This window comes from Polynucleobacter sp. P1-05-14, from assembly GCF_018881675.1.
GTDB lineage: Bacteria > Pseudomonadota > Gammaproteobacteria > Burkholderiales > Burkholderiaceae > Polynucleobacter.
Map to the genome: position 1 here is coordinate 111404 of NZ_JACVPV010000005.1, position 14463 is coordinate 125866.

General features: G+C 46.1%; 17 protein-coding genes and 1 tRNA gene. 9 read left to right on the forward strand and 9 right to left on the reverse strand.

What is annotated here, in order from left to right; all coding sequences use genetic code 11:
- Positions 1-6: 6 nt before the first annotated feature.
- The gene (locus ICN37_RS03750) at positions 7-987 is read right to left on the reverse strand and encodes a tripartite tricarboxylate transporter substrate binding protein (RefSeq protein ID WP_216154967.1); all 981 of its coding nucleotides are present in this window, start codon (positions 985-987) and stop codon (positions 7-9) included.
- 89 nt (positions 988-1076) lie between these two features.
- Here ICN37_RS03750 and ICN37_RS03755 point away from each other — a divergent pair, with 89 nt between their 5' ends.
- Complete coding sequence (locus ICN37_RS03755; protein ID WP_216155062.1) at positions 1077-2417, forward strand: aspartate aminotransferase family protein; 1341 nt, start codon at positions 1077-1079, stop codon at positions 2415-2417.
- 24 nt (positions 2418-2441) lie between these two features.
- Here the strand turns inward: ICN37_RS03755 and ICN37_RS03760 are convergent, their stop codons facing one another.
- Entirely contained in the window at positions 2442-3170 is a 729-nt protein-coding gene (locus tag ICN37_RS03760; protein ID WP_216154969.1) for an LrgB family protein, read from the reverse strand.
- Positions 3163-3510, reverse strand: coding sequence for a CidA/LrgA family protein (locus ICN37_RS03765; protein WP_215361235.1), 348 nt, complete (start codon positions 3508-3510; stop codon positions 3163-3165). The genes ICN37_RS03760 and ICN37_RS03765 overlap by 8 nt, the downstream gene beginning before the upstream one ends.
- Before the next feature lie 130 nt (positions 3511-3640).
- Between ICN37_RS03765 and ICN37_RS03770 the strand changes: the two genes are divergently transcribed.
- The 6 genes from ICN37_RS03770 to soxA are packed head-to-tail and all read left to right on the forward strand — an operon-like array spanning position 3641 to position 8378.
- Positions 3641-4090 carry a (2Fe-2S)-binding protein gene (locus tag ICN37_RS03770; protein ID WP_216154971.1) on the forward strand — a complete coding sequence of 150 codons (450 nt, stop codon included), beginning with the start codon at positions 3641-3643 and terminating at the stop codon, positions 4088-4090.
- Positions 4091-4100: 10 nt separating this feature from the next.
- A complete protein-coding gene (locus ICN37_RS03775; protein ID WP_216154973.1) occupies positions 4101-6317 on the forward strand; it encodes a xanthine dehydrogenase family protein molybdopterin-binding subunit in 2217 nt (738 codons plus the stop codon).
- 27 nt (positions 6318-6344) lie between these two features.
- Positions 6345-6785, forward strand: coding sequence for a sulfur oxidation c-type cytochrome SoxX (soxX, locus tag ICN37_RS03780; RefSeq protein WP_216154975.1), 441 nt, complete (start codon positions 6345-6347; stop codon positions 6783-6785).
- A gap of 11 nt (positions 6786-6796) precedes the next feature.
- Positions 6797-7273, forward strand: coding sequence for a SoxY-related AACIE arm protein (locus ICN37_RS03785; RefSeq protein WP_216154977.1), 477 nt, complete (start codon positions 6797-6799; stop codon positions 7271-7273).
- A complete protein-coding gene (locus ICN37_RS03790) occupies positions 7270-7599 on the forward strand; it encodes a thiosulfate oxidation carrier complex protein SoxZ (protein WP_215320029.1) in 330 nt (109 codons plus the stop codon). The genes ICN37_RS03785 and ICN37_RS03790 overlap by 4 nt, the downstream gene beginning before the upstream one ends.
- A 38-nt stretch (positions 7600-7637) precedes the next feature.
- Positions 7638-8378 carry a sulfur oxidation c-type cytochrome SoxA gene (gene soxA / locus ICN37_RS03795; RefSeq protein ID WP_216154979.1) on the forward strand — a complete coding sequence of 247 codons (741 nt, stop codon included), beginning with the start codon at positions 7638-7640 and terminating at the stop codon, positions 8376-8378.
- 17 nt (positions 8379-8395) lie between these two features.
- On the opposite strand, the gene purU is transcribed toward soxA, so the two are convergent.
- From purU to ICN37_RS03815, 4 genes are all read right to left on the reverse strand, one after another.
- A complete protein-coding gene (gene purU / locus ICN37_RS03800) occupies positions 8396-9250 on the reverse strand; it encodes a formyltetrahydrofolate deformylase (protein ID WP_215320026.1) in 855 nt (284 codons plus the stop codon).
- A gap of 74 nt (positions 9251-9324) precedes the next feature.
- A complete protein-coding gene (locus ICN37_RS03805; RefSeq protein WP_216154981.1) occupies positions 9325-9705 on the reverse strand; it encodes a hypothetical protein in 381 nt (126 codons plus the stop codon).
- Positions 9686-10090 carry a surface-adhesin E family protein gene (locus tag ICN37_RS03810; protein WP_215320022.1) on the reverse strand — a complete coding sequence of 135 codons (405 nt, stop codon included), beginning with the start codon at positions 10088-10090 and terminating at the stop codon, positions 9686-9688. Before ICN37_RS03810 ends, ICN37_RS03805 begins: the two co-directional genes overlap by 20 nt.
- 89 nt (positions 10091-10179) lie before the next feature.
- Entirely contained in the window at positions 10180-12639 is a 2460-nt protein-coding gene (locus tag ICN37_RS03815; RefSeq protein WP_216154983.1) for a penicillin acylase family protein, read from the reverse strand.
- 135 nt (positions 12640-12774) lie between these two features.
- Between ICN37_RS03815 and ICN37_RS03820 the strand changes: the two genes are divergently transcribed.
- A tRNA-Leu gene (locus tag ICN37_RS03820) sits at positions 12775-12863 on the forward strand.
- Positions 12864-12883: 20 nt separating this feature from the next.
- Positions 12884-13348, forward strand: a complete 465-nt coding sequence (locus ICN37_RS03825) for a hypothetical protein (RefSeq protein ID WP_255538456.1) — start codon at positions 12884-12886, stop codon at positions 13346-13348.
- 3 nt (positions 13349-13351) lie between these two features.
- Here the strand turns inward: ICN37_RS03825 and ICN37_RS03830 are convergent, their stop codons facing one another.
- Together ICN37_RS03830 and ICN37_RS03835 are read right to left on the reverse strand one after the other, a co-directional pair.
- Positions 13352-13765 (reverse strand): biopolymer transporter ExbD, encoded by a 414-nt coding sequence (locus ICN37_RS03830; RefSeq protein ID WP_216154985.1) that lies wholly within the window; start codon positions 13763-13765, stop codon positions 13352-13354.
- 2 nt (positions 13766-13767) lie between these two features.
- Positions 13768-14460 (reverse strand): MotA/TolQ/ExbB proton channel family protein, encoded by a 693-nt coding sequence (locus ICN37_RS03835; RefSeq protein ID WP_215320007.1) that lies wholly within the window; start codon positions 14458-14460, stop codon positions 13768-13770.
- Between the last annotated feature and the right edge of the window lie 3 nt (positions 14461-14463).

A 14463-nucleotide genomic window follows, 5' to 3' on the forward strand; every position in this document is an offset into this window, starting at 1 on the left:
AACGACTTAATCAACTTTAACATTCGCTGACTTTACTACCTTCTCCCATTTACTAGCTTCGCTTGCAGTAATTTCAGACAATTTTTCGGAGTTTGCAAACTGAGGATGAATACCTTGGGCTGCCATACGCGCTTTGAAATCTGGATTCGTAAGAATCTTACGGATTTCTTTTTCTAATTTTGCAATGATCAGTGGAGATGTTCCCTTGGGAACATAAACCGCATAAAAGTTTTCCACATCAAACTGCTTCAGGCCATCTTGTCCGAGAGTGGGAACATTGGGCATTAAAGGAGAGCGTTCTGCTGCGGCGATAGCAATCGGGCGTAGCTTGCCACTCTGAATATGGGGCAATGAAGCTGTTACGCTGTCAAACATCATGAGGGTGTTGCCCGCAATCAAATCAGGCAAAGCAAAGCTGCTGCCCTTATAAGGAATATGGGTTCCTGTTGCGCCGATACGTTGCATAAACAAAGTGGACTCTAAGTGGGAGAGGCTGCCATTACCTTGCGATGCGTAATTAAAGTCACCCTTTTTAGATTTAATAAAGGCGATGAGTTCGGGAAGGTTTTTTGCTGGAACGCTGGGGTTCACCACAATTAAATGGGGAATTGTTCCAATTAATGCCACTGGAACAAAATCTTTTTGTAAGTCAGCCGGTGGATTTTTAAATAAGGCTGAAGAAATCGATTGATTTGTCAGCGCGCTAATGTTGATAGTGTAGCCATCAGGAGCAGCTTTAGCGCCAGCTTGTAAGCCAATCATACCGCCAGCGCCCGGCTTGTTCTCCACAACGATGGATTGTCCCAATGCTTCTGCTAATGGTGCCGTCACACTTCGCGCAAAGATATCGGTAGATCCGCCTGCAGGAAAAGACACAATCGCAACAATCGGTTTTTTAGGCCAATCTGTATCGGGGGCGGCAAGAGCCAAGTTACTTAAAATCAAAAGTCCTAACGAGCCAAGGATGAGGGATTTGAAATAGCGCATTTAATGATCCGATAGTGAGATGAGTAATATAGTATTGGAAATTCAGAATCTAGTTTCAAAAAGATCAAATAGAGAAACGCATGACAACAATGAACAAAACAACCAGCGGAATTGATATGTCAGCCTATTGGCTGCCTTTCACACCAAACCGCTACTTTCAGCACCATCCGAAGATCATGCAGTCTGCCAAGGGAGCTTACTACTTTGATGATCAGGGTCGTAAGCTGTTTGATGGTTTATCTGGGCTATGGTGCTCCCCATTGGGGCATGCTGATCCACGTATTGGTGCAGCGATTCAAAAGCAGTTTGAAACCATGGACTATTGCCCTGCATTTCAGATGGCCAGTGAAACAACTTTTAGCTTAGCTAGTCGAATTGCGAAGATGGCGCCGGAGGGACTGGATAAAGTATTTTTCACCAACTCTGGTTCTGAGGCGGTTGATACTGCATTGAAGATCGCCATTGGTTATCACCGAGTAATGGGTAATGCATCCCGTATTCGACTGATTGGTCGAGATCGCGCTTATCACGGTGTTGGTATCGCCGGTATATCCGTAGGCGGCATGGTCGCCAATCGCAAAATGTTTGCCAGCATGATGATGCCCGGTGTAGATCATTTGCCACATACGTTAAATCTCTCGCAGATGGCATTCTCAAGGGGACAGCCAAAGTGGGGTGCCCATTTGGCAGAAGAATTAGAAAAGATTGTTGCTCTTCATGATGCCAATACGATTGCTGCTGTCATCATGGAACCTGTGCAAGGGTCAACCGGAGTCATAGTCCCACCGGATGGCTATTTACAAAAGATTCGTGAGATCTGTACTAAGCACGGTATTTTGCTGATCTTTGATGAGGTGATTACTGGCTTTGGGCGCTTAGGCGCAAACTTCGGTGCAGATCGTTTTGGTGTGACACCCGACATGATTACTTTTGCTAAAGGGATTACAAATGGCGTGATTCCAATGGGTGGTGTGATTGTGCGTGGAGATATTTACGACAACATTATTTCGAATGGTGGTCAAGAGCAAGCAATTGAATTTTTCCATGGCTATACCTATTCAGGGCATCCAATCCCAGCAGCTGCAGGCCATGCAGTGCTCGATATCTTCGAGTCTGATGATTTGGTCAATCGGGCTAGAGCCCTTGAACCTGTTTTAGAGGATGGACTTCATGCCCTTAAAGGTAAGTCTGGCATTTTGGATATTCGTAACTTTGGTTTATCTGGGGCTGTTGAGCTTGACCCTGTCCCTGGGAAGCCGGGTCTTCGTTCCATGAAGGTGCTGGAGGCCTGTATTGAAAGAGGCACTTTAGTAAGGGTGGCGGGTGACGCTATTGCCGTAGGGCCTCCATTTATCTCTAAGCCTGAAGAGCTCGAGTTTATGTGTAGCGTGTTAGGCGATGCTATTGATGTAGCGATGCAGATTAAATAAGCGGATTAAAGAAACAGAGATCTATCACTTGTTAAACAAGTGATAGATCACAGGAATCGCCACTGCACTGACAACGCCATTCATGCCCATCGCTAGACTGGCATATGTTCCCGCTTCAGGGTGAATGCTAAACGCACGTGATGTGCCGATGCCATGTGCACCGATGCCAATGGCAAAACCTCTTTGCCACCAAGCTTTCATACCCAATGCATTCAATACAAAGGGTGCCAAAATAGCGCCTAGTATTCCGGTACTTACTGCAAAGATGGCTGTCAAGGTAGGTGAGACGCCAATACGCTCTGCGATACCCATGGCAATTGGTGCGGTAACAGATTTTGGATACATGGCACCAGAGATGCTGGAGTCTGCCCCAAGCACAGTAGCAATACCTACCGCACTAATGATTGACACCAAACCGCCTGTGCAGAGCGAAGCAATCAAGGGGAGTGATCTCCCCTTAAGACTGCCCAATCCTCTGTAGATGGGAATGGCTAAAGATACCGTCGCCGATCCCAATAGAAAGTGAATAAACTGAGCGCCCTCAAAATAAGTCGAGTAGGGCATTTCAATAAATTGAATCGTGCTTGCCACAATCAAAATGGCAATTGCTACTGGATTGGCTAATGGATTCTGATGACTGGCCTTATAAATACTGAGGCCAATTTGATAAGCCGCCAGCGTAATGAACAAGGCAAAAAGCGGGCTACCTGATAAGTAAACCCAAATCTCGACGATGGAGTGCTTTTCACTCATGAGATTCTTTCTTGCTCAATAAACGAGCGACTAACGCGCTAGAGGCAATGGTGAGGATAACGCTACCAATGAGGGCGCTAATAATGGCCCATGCATTTGCCTTGAGTTGCGGCAGGAAAAGCACCACGCCAACGGCAGCTGGAACAAAGAGAAGCCCAAGGTACTGACTAAAGCCATCACCCACCATGGCTAAATCGGAATTAATCCCCTTGCGTAAAACCAGCCACAGTACTAGGAGAACCAATCCAATGACAGGACCAGGTAGCGTCGGCAAAAGGAACTTAGAAACGAGTTCGCCCAAGCTTTGAAAGAGAAGGATTTGTACGAGACCAAAAATCATGCTTTATCTTACTGCCCATTAATTTATGTTGCATAGCAATATATTAATTCTTAGTTAAGATAAGCACACGATAAAAAGGGGTAATGAACTCACCCCTGACACCATAAAAAGAATTTACAGGAGAGCACTAATGGCTGAATTGAATGTCAATGGCAAAAAATACAAGGTGGACGTAGATCCAGAAACCCCATTGCTTTGGGTAATCCGCGAACAGGTTGGATTAACCGGCACTAAGTATGGATGTGGAGTGGGTCAATGCGGCGCATGCACAGTGTTATTCGAGGGTCAGGCTATTCGTAGTTGCTCAATTCCTGTAAGTGCAGCTGAAGGTAAAAAAATTGAGACCATTGAAAGCTTGGAGAAGAGCGGTCAGCTTTCTAAAGTTCAAAAAGCGTGGGTAGATAATCAAGTGCCTCAGTGCGGTTACTGTCAGTCTGGCATGGTGATGGCAACCACAGCCTTGTTAATAAATAATCCAAAGCCTACCGATGCGCAGATCGATGAATCCATTACTAATATCTGCCGCTGTGGCACATTCCAGCAAGTGCGCGCAGCGATTCATGCTGCTAGCAAGGCTTAAGGGGAAAGACATGACTACAAATACAAATACTTCCCGTCGCCATTTTGTTATTGGCTCTAGTGCAATTGCCACTGGCTTAGCCATTGGGCTCGATCTCTCTTTCATGTCTGCTGCAAATGCAGCCATGGGCACTGGCACCACTGCTATGACGCCATTAGCTACACCAGAAATTGGTATTTGGGTGGTAGTAAAGCCAAATGATGATGTTGTCGTGCGCATTGTTCGTTCCGAAATGGGGCAGGGCACGATCACAGGTTTAGCGCAGTTAGTTGCAGAAGAATTGCAATGCGATTGGAAAAAAGTGTCTTATGACTATCCATCACCTGGCGAGAATTTAAAGCGTAAGCTGGCATGGGGCAGCTACTCAACTGGTGGCAGTCGCGGTATTCGCACCTCTGAACAATATGTTCGTAAAGGTGGAGCTGCTGCGCGCATGATGTTGATTCAGGCTGCAGCCAACCAGTGGAATGTTCCTGCTTCTGAATGCGTTGCAAAAGATAGCGTGATTACCCATACACCGTCTGGCAAAAAAACGACTTTCGGTAAAGTATCTGTAGCAGCATCACAGTTGGAAGTGCCAAAAGACGTCCCATTGAAGGATCCCAAAGAATGGACCTTGATTGGTAAGCCTGTCAATCGTATCGACGGTGTTTCTGACAAAGTGACTGGTCGACAGGTCTATGCAATTGACTTGAAGATGCCAGGCATGCTGGTAGCTAATATTAAAGAGTCCCCAGTATTTGGCGGCAAAGTGAAAAGCTACGATGCAGCTAAAGCGCAGAGTATGAGAGGCGTGAAGAAAGTAGTTCAGGTCGGTGACTCAGCGGTAGCAGTTGTCGCTGAAACATTTTGGCAGGCTAAAACCGCTTTAGACCAAGTGAATATCGTTTGGGATAGTGGGTCCAACGCCAACGTCTCCAGCGCTTCTATTAAGAAGATGTTGGAAGCGGGTTTGAACGCTGATGATGCTTTTGTACATAACATCAATGGTGATGTCAAAGCAGCGATGTCTGGTGCATCTAAGAAATTAGAAGCTACTTATTTCTACCCATTCTTAAATCATGCCACCTTAGAGCCGCAAACAGCGACTGCAAAGTGGACTGCCGACTCTTGTGAGGCTTGGGTTCCAACTCAAGACGGTGAAGCTTCATTGGCAGCTGTTATTGCTGCATCTGGACTTCCTGCGGAAAAATGTAATGTTTATAAGGTAAACCTTGGTGGTGGCTTTGGTCGTCGTGGCGCTTTCCAGGATTACACAACACAAGCGGTCAATATTGCCAAGCAAATGCCAGGCACTCCTATTAAGTTGATTTGGACTCGTGAAGAGGATATGACCCAGGGTCGCTACCATCCCATCATGATGTGTAAGATGACTGCAGCAATCGATGACAAGCAAAACGTCACTGGTATTAATATGCGCCTATCAGGTCAATCTATTTTGGCTGCGGTGCGTCCGGCGGTAGTTGCCGCAAACAAAGGTAAAGATCCTTTGACCTTCCAGGGTCTTGAGGACAGCGGGGAGCATGGTATTACTTACAGCTTCCCTAATATCACTATTGATCATGCGATGCGTAATACTCATGTGCCACCAGGATTCTGGCGTGGTGTGAACGTCAACCAAAACGCAATCTTTATTGAAACGTTTATGGATGAGTTGGCTGAAGCAACCGGCATGGATGCAGTAGAGTTCCGTCGCAAACATATGGAAAAATATCCACGTGCAGTTGCAGTATTGAATGCAGTGGCTGATGGTATCGGCTGGACTAAGCCAGCTGCCCCAGGCGTCTATCGTGGTGTTGCGCAAATGCGCTCATTCGGTAGTTACGTTGCTGCGGCCTGTGAGCTATCGGTTAAGAACGGCAATGAAGTGAAGATTCATCGCATTGTTGCTGCTACCGATCCGGGCTATGCAGTAAACCCTGCGCAAATTGCCCGTCAAGTGTCCGGCTCCTTTGTCTTCGGCCTATCCGCTTTATTCGAAGAAGAGATCACGATTGAAAATGGTGCTGTTGTTCAGAAGAACTTTGATACCTTTAACTCAATCCGCCTCTATCAGATGCCGAAAGTCGAAACCATCATCATTCAAGGTGGTGGCAAAGACTGGGGTGGGGTGGGTGAACCAACGATTGCGGTGGCTGCACCAGCTGTTCTCAATGCCATTTATCGTGCGACAGGTAAACGCTTGCGCACCGTGCCTTTGAAAAACAGCGGCATCAAGTTGGTTTAAGAGCTAGCTCACAGTGAAGTTGTGTCGATGAGAAAGAGGATTGCACTAGCGTTTTTATGGCTAGTCATCCTCAATCTGAATGCTGTGCATGCTCAAGTAATTACGGGGGATTCGATTTTCGAATCCCTTTCTTCTGAGGTAGGCAATCCAGCCCGTGGCAGGGTAATCGTGGCAAGTCGTCAAAAGGGCTTGTGTTTGTTGTGTCATAGCGGCCCCTTTCCGGAAGAACGCTTTCAAGGGAACTTAGCTCCCGAATTAAAGTCAAGCGTAGCGAGGTTAAATGCACCTCAATTAAGAGCCCGTATCGTAAATGCAGCGCATTTCAATCTACAAACGATCATGCCAGCCTACTATCAAACAAGCCATCTCAATCGTGTAGCCTCTAAATTTGTTGATCAAACCATATTGAGTGGCCAAGAGATCGAAGACGTGATTGCTTTCTTAATGACTTTGAATAATCAAAACTAACTGTAACCAAGATGAAAAATATTATTTACCAGCATCGCCGAAAATGGCTTAAGCAGGTTCAGGGTCTTGGGCTCATGACCCTTGGCTTGCTAGCAAGTCCTTTAACAGCCTTTGCTAAAAAAGAGGATGCAAATGAAGCCATTAAAAAAATTGTTGGTGGCGCCACTCTTCGGGAGGGTAAGGTTACTCTAACTATTCCTCCGCTGGTGGAGAACGGCAATCTAGTGGTTTTGAAGGTCAGCGTAGATAGTCCGATGACTGCCAATGATTACGTTAAGACCATATATGTGATTGCCGAGGGTAATCCTTTACCCAATATCTTTACTGCGTACCTTACCCCTCGCTCAGGAACTGCCAATATTACGACTCGCGTCCGTTTAGCTGATAGTCAGAAGGTATGGGCTATTGCGCAAATGAGTAATGGTAGTTTTTGGCAAGGTTCTGCTGAAACTTTGGTAACCCTTTCAGCATGTACGGAGATGGTATGAGTAAAACTTCCCGTACATCCATTACGATGCCGGCGACGGCAAAAAAAGATTCCATTATTGAGATTCGCGCAATTGCGCAGCATGATATGGAGTCTGGTTTTCGATATAGCGAGGGCGGTAAGCCCATTCCGCGCGACATCATTCGTACCTTTACCTGCACCTACAACACCGTGGAAGTCTTTAAAGCGGATTTCTATTCAGGGATTGGGGCTAATCCCTTGATCATCTTTACTACTATCGCTGTTGAGTCTGGAACCCTGGAGTTCAGATGGGTTGGGGATGATGGGTACGAGGCGATAAACCAGTCTCACATTACTGTTTCGTGAATAAGCAGACATCTCTTTTTCTTAGCAGTATTTATCTCATGCTTGCTAACTTCACATGCATGGGGATAGCCAAAGCGGTGCCGCCATCACAGCAATCTAGTTATGAATTAATGTCTGGCGAGAACAAGGCGATGCAGGATGACCCCTCACTCAATCCAGCAATGTTTTGGGTTGGTGATGGAGAAAGCCTGTGGCAACAAAAGCTTGGCCCAAAAAATAATTCTTGTAGCACCTGTCATGGAGATGCAAAAAAATCCATGCGTGGTGTAGCTACGCAATATCCTAAAGTCATCAAAGGCAAACTCCAAACACTGGAAGGTCAGATCAATCAGTGTCGCGTCAGCGCTCAATCAGCTCCCGCCCTAGTCTACGAGAGCAAAGATCTCTTAGCCTTAACTGCCTTTATTGCGTTTCAGTCCAAGGGCATGCCAATTGCAGTTAATGAAAACTCTACTAACGCATCTTTCTTAAAAAAGGGAAGGCAAACTTTTAATGAGCGTATGGGGCAGCTGAATTTATCTTGTGCGCAATGTCATGAGGATAGAGCAGGTCTAAAGCTTGGTGGCAGCCTGATACCGCAAGGGCATCCCAATGCCTATCCGATATATCGCTTAGAGTGGCAAACTCTAGGGTCATTACAAAGGCGCCTACGGAACTGCATGAGCGGTGTACGGGCGCAACAATTTGAATATGGTTCGCCAGAGATGGCGCAGTTAGAGTTGTTTCTAATGTGGCGAGCTAGAGGTCTACCCCTAGAATCTCCAGGGGTGAGGCCGTAGTAAAGGTCCTTCCTCAGTTAATCAGAAAAGACTACTGAAGTCGCTCCATTAATAAGGACGCGATCGTGTAGGTAGTAACGCAAAGCTCTTGAGAGAACGGCGCGCTCTAAATCTCGACCCTTTCGTACCAAATCATCTGGTGTGTCGCCATGGGTAACGCGAGTTACGTCTTGTTCGATGATCGGACCTTCATCCAGATCGCTGGTCACAAAATGGGCGGTAGCTCCAATCAGTTTGATACCGCGCGCATGTGCTTGGTGATAAGGCTTGGCACCCTTAAAACTAGGTAGGAATGAATGATGTACGTTAATACAGCGGCCAGATAGCTTGGTCGATAAATCATCGGACAAGATTTGCATGTAGCGCGCCAAAATCACCATATCAACCTTAGACTCGGCAACGATTTCTAGAAGCCTGGCTTCTTGTGCCGGCTTGGTTTCAGGTGTGACTGGTAAGTGGTAGAAGGGAATATCTGCAAAATCGATGCTGGCGTAGACGTCACGAGGATGATTAGAGACGATACCGCAGATGATCATTGGCAATTCACCAATGCGCCAGCGATAGAGAAGGTCAACCAGGCAATGGTCTAACTTGGAAGCCATGATTAATACGCGCTTAAGATCCTTTACGGCACGTAGCTCCCAAGTGAGCTCAAAACGCTTTGCAATTTCCACAAAGCCCGCTCTGAGCGACTCTACATTCGCAGGACAGCTAAAGCTGACGCGCATAAAAAAGCGCTTTGACGCTTTGTCATCAAACTGTTGAGCCTCTTCAATATCACCCCCCAGTTCAAATATGTAAGTAGAGACCGCGGCAACAATGCCAGGCTTATTGGGGCAGGTGAGGGTGAGGTAATAGTTTTCAGTGATCATATGAAATTGTTAGTGGAATGCTTATAAGGTGTAATTTTAGTCTGTTATCCCCTGGTTGGGGGTGGGTGGCAGAGTTATTGCTGGGCGGATTTTTGAATCGTATCCGCAGGACCCAATAAGGGCTCGCTATTGTCAGTAATCGTTGGCAGGACAACTTCAATGCAGATAGGTTTTGAGTCAATCACATTAAAGAAGCTGCATTCCTTCTTGGTAGCAGCAGATGCAGCGTGTTCCAAAGGGGACTTGCCTGTGGCTGCAGTTGATGCAAGGCTAACTGCTGTTCCAGGATTGGCTACAGCAGCAGTTCCAACAGCGCTGGCAGCTGCCGTACTGGAACTACTTAAAGCGGCTAAAGGCGCAGCGCATCCGCTAATAAAAAAAACCGATATCCCTAAGACGGCTAGGACAATCGCTTTCAGCGTTAATAAACCTGTTTTACTTTGTCCGGCAAGCAACGTTAAAGACTCCGGCTGGCCAAGATCCATTCTCAATAGGCTCAAAAGAGCTATCTGGAGTTTTTTGTTCTTCTACTACTTTGCCTTTGCCCATATTCCCGGAAAAGACTTTAAATTCGATAGGGCGATACTTCGTGGCGCTGCAATCAAATTCGTTAAGGCCAATAAGGGAGTTTGCAGTCTCTTTAGTTTTTGGATTTTGTCCCGGTTTTTTGAAATCCAATAAAGACATAATTTGTACTTTATCGCCTTGCTTTTGAATCGTAGCTGCGTCTACGTAAAGAGTGAAAGCATCAGGTTTGCCGATCTCTTGCCATTCTGCAAATGCGTTGGGAGAGCAAATTATGGTGGTGGCTAGAACAAGCAGAGAAGATAATTTTTTCATGAAAGGCCCTTTAAAATTTCTGGTCACAATAATCACATTTTACCTGCCATGAATGGCAGTCGTGGGATTTTTAGCATTTATCGAAATGCTTATTTATTCATCAATTCAAGCTGTCGACCAGTCTTTTCTGGCTTCATCTGCAGCGGGAGATATTCATTATTGGCCCACAAAGAGTTCATATTGCGATAGAGCTTGCTTTGCACCCATCCAGATTGGCCTGTCTGATATACAAAGAGTGATTTCTCCAAATCGGATAAATCATAGACTGTCCGTAAGCTTGGAGCCTGAAGTGTTTCATAGGGATTATTGGATTGCATCAGCTCAAGTCGTCCCACATTGACAGAAAAGCTATCCCCAGGGAAGGGGGTTTTGATATTAAATAAACCTCCCAGTAGCGGCACCTTGCTAAATGGACGATGCTCAGAGACGGCGATATGCGCTTTGCCCCAGGCCCAAGATTTAGGATCGCTGCCATACTCCTTGCTTAAGTAATCCAGGGCTTTATCAAGCGCCTGATTGGAGGACTCCTGACAGGATTCAACCTTCTCAGTTTTTGGATCGTCACACCAGGGACTGTTAGGGTTTTTCACTTGCTGTATTAGTGGAGCGCGATAGTTACGTGCCCCATAATTTTCAGTAAATAGGTAACTCAATCTAGAGAAGAGATTGCGCGTTAATTGGTCCGCCCAGGCGTTGAAAATAAGTGCGCCTGCGCTATCTACTTTCATATTGCCATCAAAACTTTTACCAATCTCCATTGCTTGCGCGCTTAAGGGATGAGAGCTTTGGCTGGCCTTAAATAGTTCTAATAGGGGTGTTGCCCCAAGCGATAGGGTATCGCCTTGCATGATTTTCATATCATCAGCCGAATGGGTGTCCTTAGATTTGATGAGATCAACTATGCGGTCATAACGGGTTGGTAAGTCCCAGTCGCCCGTTAAAGGGTTGGGATCATTAGCCACAATAATTTTTTGATTGGCGGTCGCTATCCAACCTTGCTCTGGGTTGTTGCTGGAGGGGAGTTGTTCAAATGGGACATAGCCATTCCAGTCATACTGACGTTCCCAGCCAGGAGCTGGCGCTACCCCATAAAGCCCCTGGTGCAGAATTCTTTTGGGAGCCACTCCCGCCGCCTGATAAGCAATATTACCTTCTGTATCTGCCATCACCACGTTTTGCATCGGGGCATAATTTTTTCGTAGAGCTTGTTTAAATTGATCAAGATCAGCTGCACGATTCATATCCATCAAGCCAGCAACTGATTGGTTTTCAAGATCGAGTGCTGTCCAGCGCAAGGCAAGAGCAAAGCGATCCGTATCAATCGTACGTTTGGCCTTTGCATAGGAATCAGAGATAACGGGACCATGTCGAGTTTCTTTTACCAAGAAAGTCAACGATGGAGATCCTTTGATATCAATAATCTCTTGATGCACTTTGAATGGAAGTGGTCCATCAGGACCTCGATACATGCCCGGATTCTTTGAATCAATTTGCTCAATGTATAAATCTTGAACGTCAGGCCCGGTATTAGTAAAACTCCATGCAAACTTATCCGTTCTACCCAAAACCACTGCAGGTATTCCAGGGAGGGTGCCACCGATGACATTTAAACCAGGGGCTTCAAGGTGGGCGAAGTACCAGACAGCCGGAGCGGAAAGTCCCAGATGGGGATCATTGGCCAATAAGGGCTTGCCAGAAGTACTGAGCTTGCCGCTCAAGGCCCAGTTATTGGAGCCGATACCATCTCTTGCTCCCATTTGATCTAACTGGCTCAATTCGGTTGCAGGCAAATTCTGAGGCCTGCTTTCTGCTGGACCAGGAGAGGGGTGAAAGACCTTCAACTCTCTATAGAGCTTGGAAAAATCAACATTGCTGACGGGCTCATCATTTTCATATGGCTGAATCACTTCCCATACTTGTTTGGTGCTCAGGAATTGTGAGAGCTCAAGTCTTTGTAACTCTTTCTGCCAATTTCCACCTAAGTCATAAGCCATCATCAGCATCCAAGCTACGCTATCTGTTGGTGACCAATGGCCTGGTTTTGAACCTGTTAAGAAATACTCCACTGGGAGAGCCCAGCCTAATTGCGCATTACCAGCATTGACACCATCGGCATAGGCTTGTAGTAGACGCTTGGCAGAAACGGGGTAACGATCAAATTGGCGTTCAGCTGCACGCTTGATGCCGAGGGTGCGCACAAAGCGATCAATTTTTACGGTGTCATTACCCAATATTTCTGAAAGTCGACCGCTCGCAATACGTCGATTCATTTCCATTTGCCAGGAGCGTTCACTAGCATGTAGGTAGCCTAAAGCAAAATAGGCATCTGCTTGGCTTTTTGCATTGATATGAGGAATGTCAGACGCATCAAAGGTAATGGCAACAGAATCACCCAGACTTTTAATTGCACGTTTGCCGGAGATATTGGATTGGGCAGAGTATAAATAGGCAAGAGTGCCTGCTAGGCCGGCTATGAGACATAGCCCTATAAGCCATATTCCAGAGCGCAAAAGCTTGCCTAGCCCCGATGATTTTTCCGGTAAATTCATGGATGTATTTTAGATGTTTTATATAGCACACCCTTGGATTGCGGTGAAAAAGGGACTCCAGCGTCGTATAAGTGGCTTGCGTGCTAAAATTTCGCTTGTCTTGACTTATTTAGCACGGCTTTATTGTTGATGCGAGCCCGAGTGGTGAAATCGGTAGACACAGCAGATTTAAAATCTGCCGACTCAAAAAAGTCGTGCCGGTTCGATTCCGGCCTCGGGCACCAAAGACACTTCTACCTCGTTTATGAATTTACCTAAACTTCTCATTTGCTCAAGCTTGATCTTTTCATCCCTTGCGTGGGGCGTTGACGTTCTCGAATTTAATTGCAAGCGCACAGAAAAAGGCTACACCGAAGAGTATGGGATGAAAATGACTCTTGCTTCGGGCGCCCAAAAGGCCAAGATCTTTTTAGATGATCGTGACCTAGATCAGTCAGATATGTATGGAACACAAGTTGTCAGGAGCATCACCTTGGCGCGACCCAATATTTTGATATTGATAGAAGCAAATTTTCAGCCTGAAGAAATTATGGGAGTTTCGTATTCTGCAGGCAATGTCATCACTAATATTACGCTTGACCCAGTAACCGGCAAGCTCAAGAAGGTCGAGAAAATACAGGGTGGTATCTTGGGTGCAACTATAGGAAGCGGCACCCACACTAGTGAAGAGACTTGTTTTCCCTCGAAAGCGCCATACAGGGCTAAGTAACGCTTAGTTCGGCTCTGTTACAAATCCGAGTTTTGTTAAGCCAGCGCGGCGCGATGCAGCCAACACCTGCGCAACATATTCATACTTCACGGATTTGTCAGCTCGCAGATTAATTTCTGGTTGAGGATCTTTCTGGGCGGCTTTTTCAGCATAGCCATCAAAGGTCTTTAAATCGATCGGAGTACTATTCCAAAAGATTTGACCATTAGCATCGATTGAAAGCTGCACTGACTCAGGTTTTACTTCGTTGCGTACGCTATTGGCCTTAGGAAGTTCTACCTTCACTGCCTGCTGAATCACCGGTAGTGTGATGATGAAAATAATCAACAACACCAACATGATGTCCACCATCGGCGTCATATTGATTTCCGACATGATGTTATCGTCATTTTGGTCGTCTTGGATATGAAAAGACATGACTATTCTCCGGAGTTAACGCGGGCACCAGTAACGAAGTAGGCTAATAGATCATTGCCAAAGCGATTGAGGTCAGCAACAAATAATTTATTGGCGCGATTAATGGCGTTAAAACTCAATACGGCAGGGATAGCAACCGCAAGACCAAGTGCAGTCATGATGAGCGCTTCGCCAATGGGGCCAGCCACTTGATCCAGTTGCGCGCTTCCTGAGCTGCTGATGGCAATCAGGGCATGATAGATGCCCCAAACAGTGCCAAACAAACCAATAAATGGAGCGATTGCGCCAGTAGATCCTAAAAAGGTCAAGCCCTTTTGTAATCCGGCCGCAATGCTGTCAACACTATTTTTAAGGCTTCTTGCCATCCACTCAGAGTAGTTTAGTGTTTGCAGTAATTCACGGTGGTTGGTCGATTGACTTTGATGATGCGCAGATGCTTTAGTCGCAGACTTGGCAATTTGATAGTAAGGATTGGCAGCATGATTGCTAAATGCTTGTAAGCCTTGATCAAATGAAGTGGCACGCCAGAATTGCTCAAGTTCAGGCTTGAGTTTGCGTAGATTACGTAAATCCCAAAGTCGAGTGAGCAAAATGACCCAAGTCACAATAGAGCAGATGAGCAGGGCAATTGCTACAAATCGTGTAATCACATCGCCTTCAAGCCAGAGATTTGCAATGCCAAATGGTGTATTCATATT

Excerpts from the sequence above, each read along its gene's own strand:
- ICN37_RS03785 (WP_216154977.1), top strand. The coding sequence starts at position 6,797 with ATGAAAAATATTATTTACCAGCATCGCCGAAAATGGCTTAAGCAGGTT.
- ICN37_RS03835 (WP_215320007.1), bottom strand. The coding sequence starts at position 14,460 with ATGAATACACCATTTGGCATTGCAAATCTCTGGCTTGAAGGCGATGTG.
- soxA (WP_216154979.1), top strand. The coding sequence starts at position 7,638 with ATGCTTGCTAACTTCACATGCATGGGGATAGCCAAAGCGGTGCCGCCA.
- ICN37_RS03815 (WP_216154983.1), bottom strand. The coding sequence starts at position 12,639 with ATGAATTTACCGGAAAAATCATCGGGGCTAGGCAAGCTTTTGCGCTCT.
- ICN37_RS03790 (WP_215320029.1), top strand. The coding sequence starts at position 7,270 with ATGAGTAAAACTTCCCGTACATCCATTACGATGCCGGCGACGGCAAAA.
- ICN37_RS03830 (WP_216154985.1), bottom strand. The coding sequence starts at position 13,765 with ATGTCTTTTCATATCCAAGACGACCAAAATGACGATAACATCATGTCG.
- purU (WP_215320026.1), bottom strand. The coding sequence starts at position 9,250 with ATGATCACTGAAAACTATTACCTCACCCTCACCTGCCCCAATAAGCCT.
- ICN37_RS03775 (WP_216154973.1), top strand. The coding sequence starts at position 4,101 with ATGACTACAAATACAAATACTTCCCGTCGCCATTTTGTTATTGGCTCT.
- ICN37_RS03760 (WP_216154969.1), bottom strand. The coding sequence starts at position 3,170 with ATGAGTGAAAAGCACTCCATCGTCGAGATTTGGGTTTACTTATCAGGT.
- ICN37_RS03770 (WP_216154971.1), top strand. The coding sequence starts at position 3,641 with ATGGCTGAATTGAATGTCAATGGCAAAAAATACAAGGTGGACGTAGAT.
- ICN37_RS03750 (WP_216154967.1), bottom strand. The coding sequence starts at position 987 with ATGCGCTATTTCAAATCCCTCATCCTTGGCTCGTTAGGACTTTTGATT.
- soxX (WP_216154975.1), top strand. The coding sequence starts at position 6,345 with ATGAGAAAGAGGATTGCACTAGCGTTTTTATGGCTAGTCATCCTCAAT.
- ICN37_RS03810 (WP_215320022.1), bottom strand. The coding sequence starts at position 10,090 with ATGAAAAAATTATCTTCTCTGCTTGTTCTAGCCACCACCATAATTTGC.
- ICN37_RS03755 (WP_216155062.1), top strand. The coding sequence starts at position 1,077 with ATGAACAAAACAACCAGCGGAATTGATATGTCAGCCTATTGGCTGCCT.
- ICN37_RS03765 (WP_215361235.1), bottom strand. The coding sequence starts at position 3,510 with ATGATTTTTGGTCTCGTACAAATCCTTCTCTTTCAAAGCTTGGGCGAA.
- ICN37_RS03825 (WP_255538456.1), top strand. The coding sequence starts at position 12,884 with ATGAATTTACCTAAACTTCTCATTTGCTCAAGCTTGATCTTTTCATCC.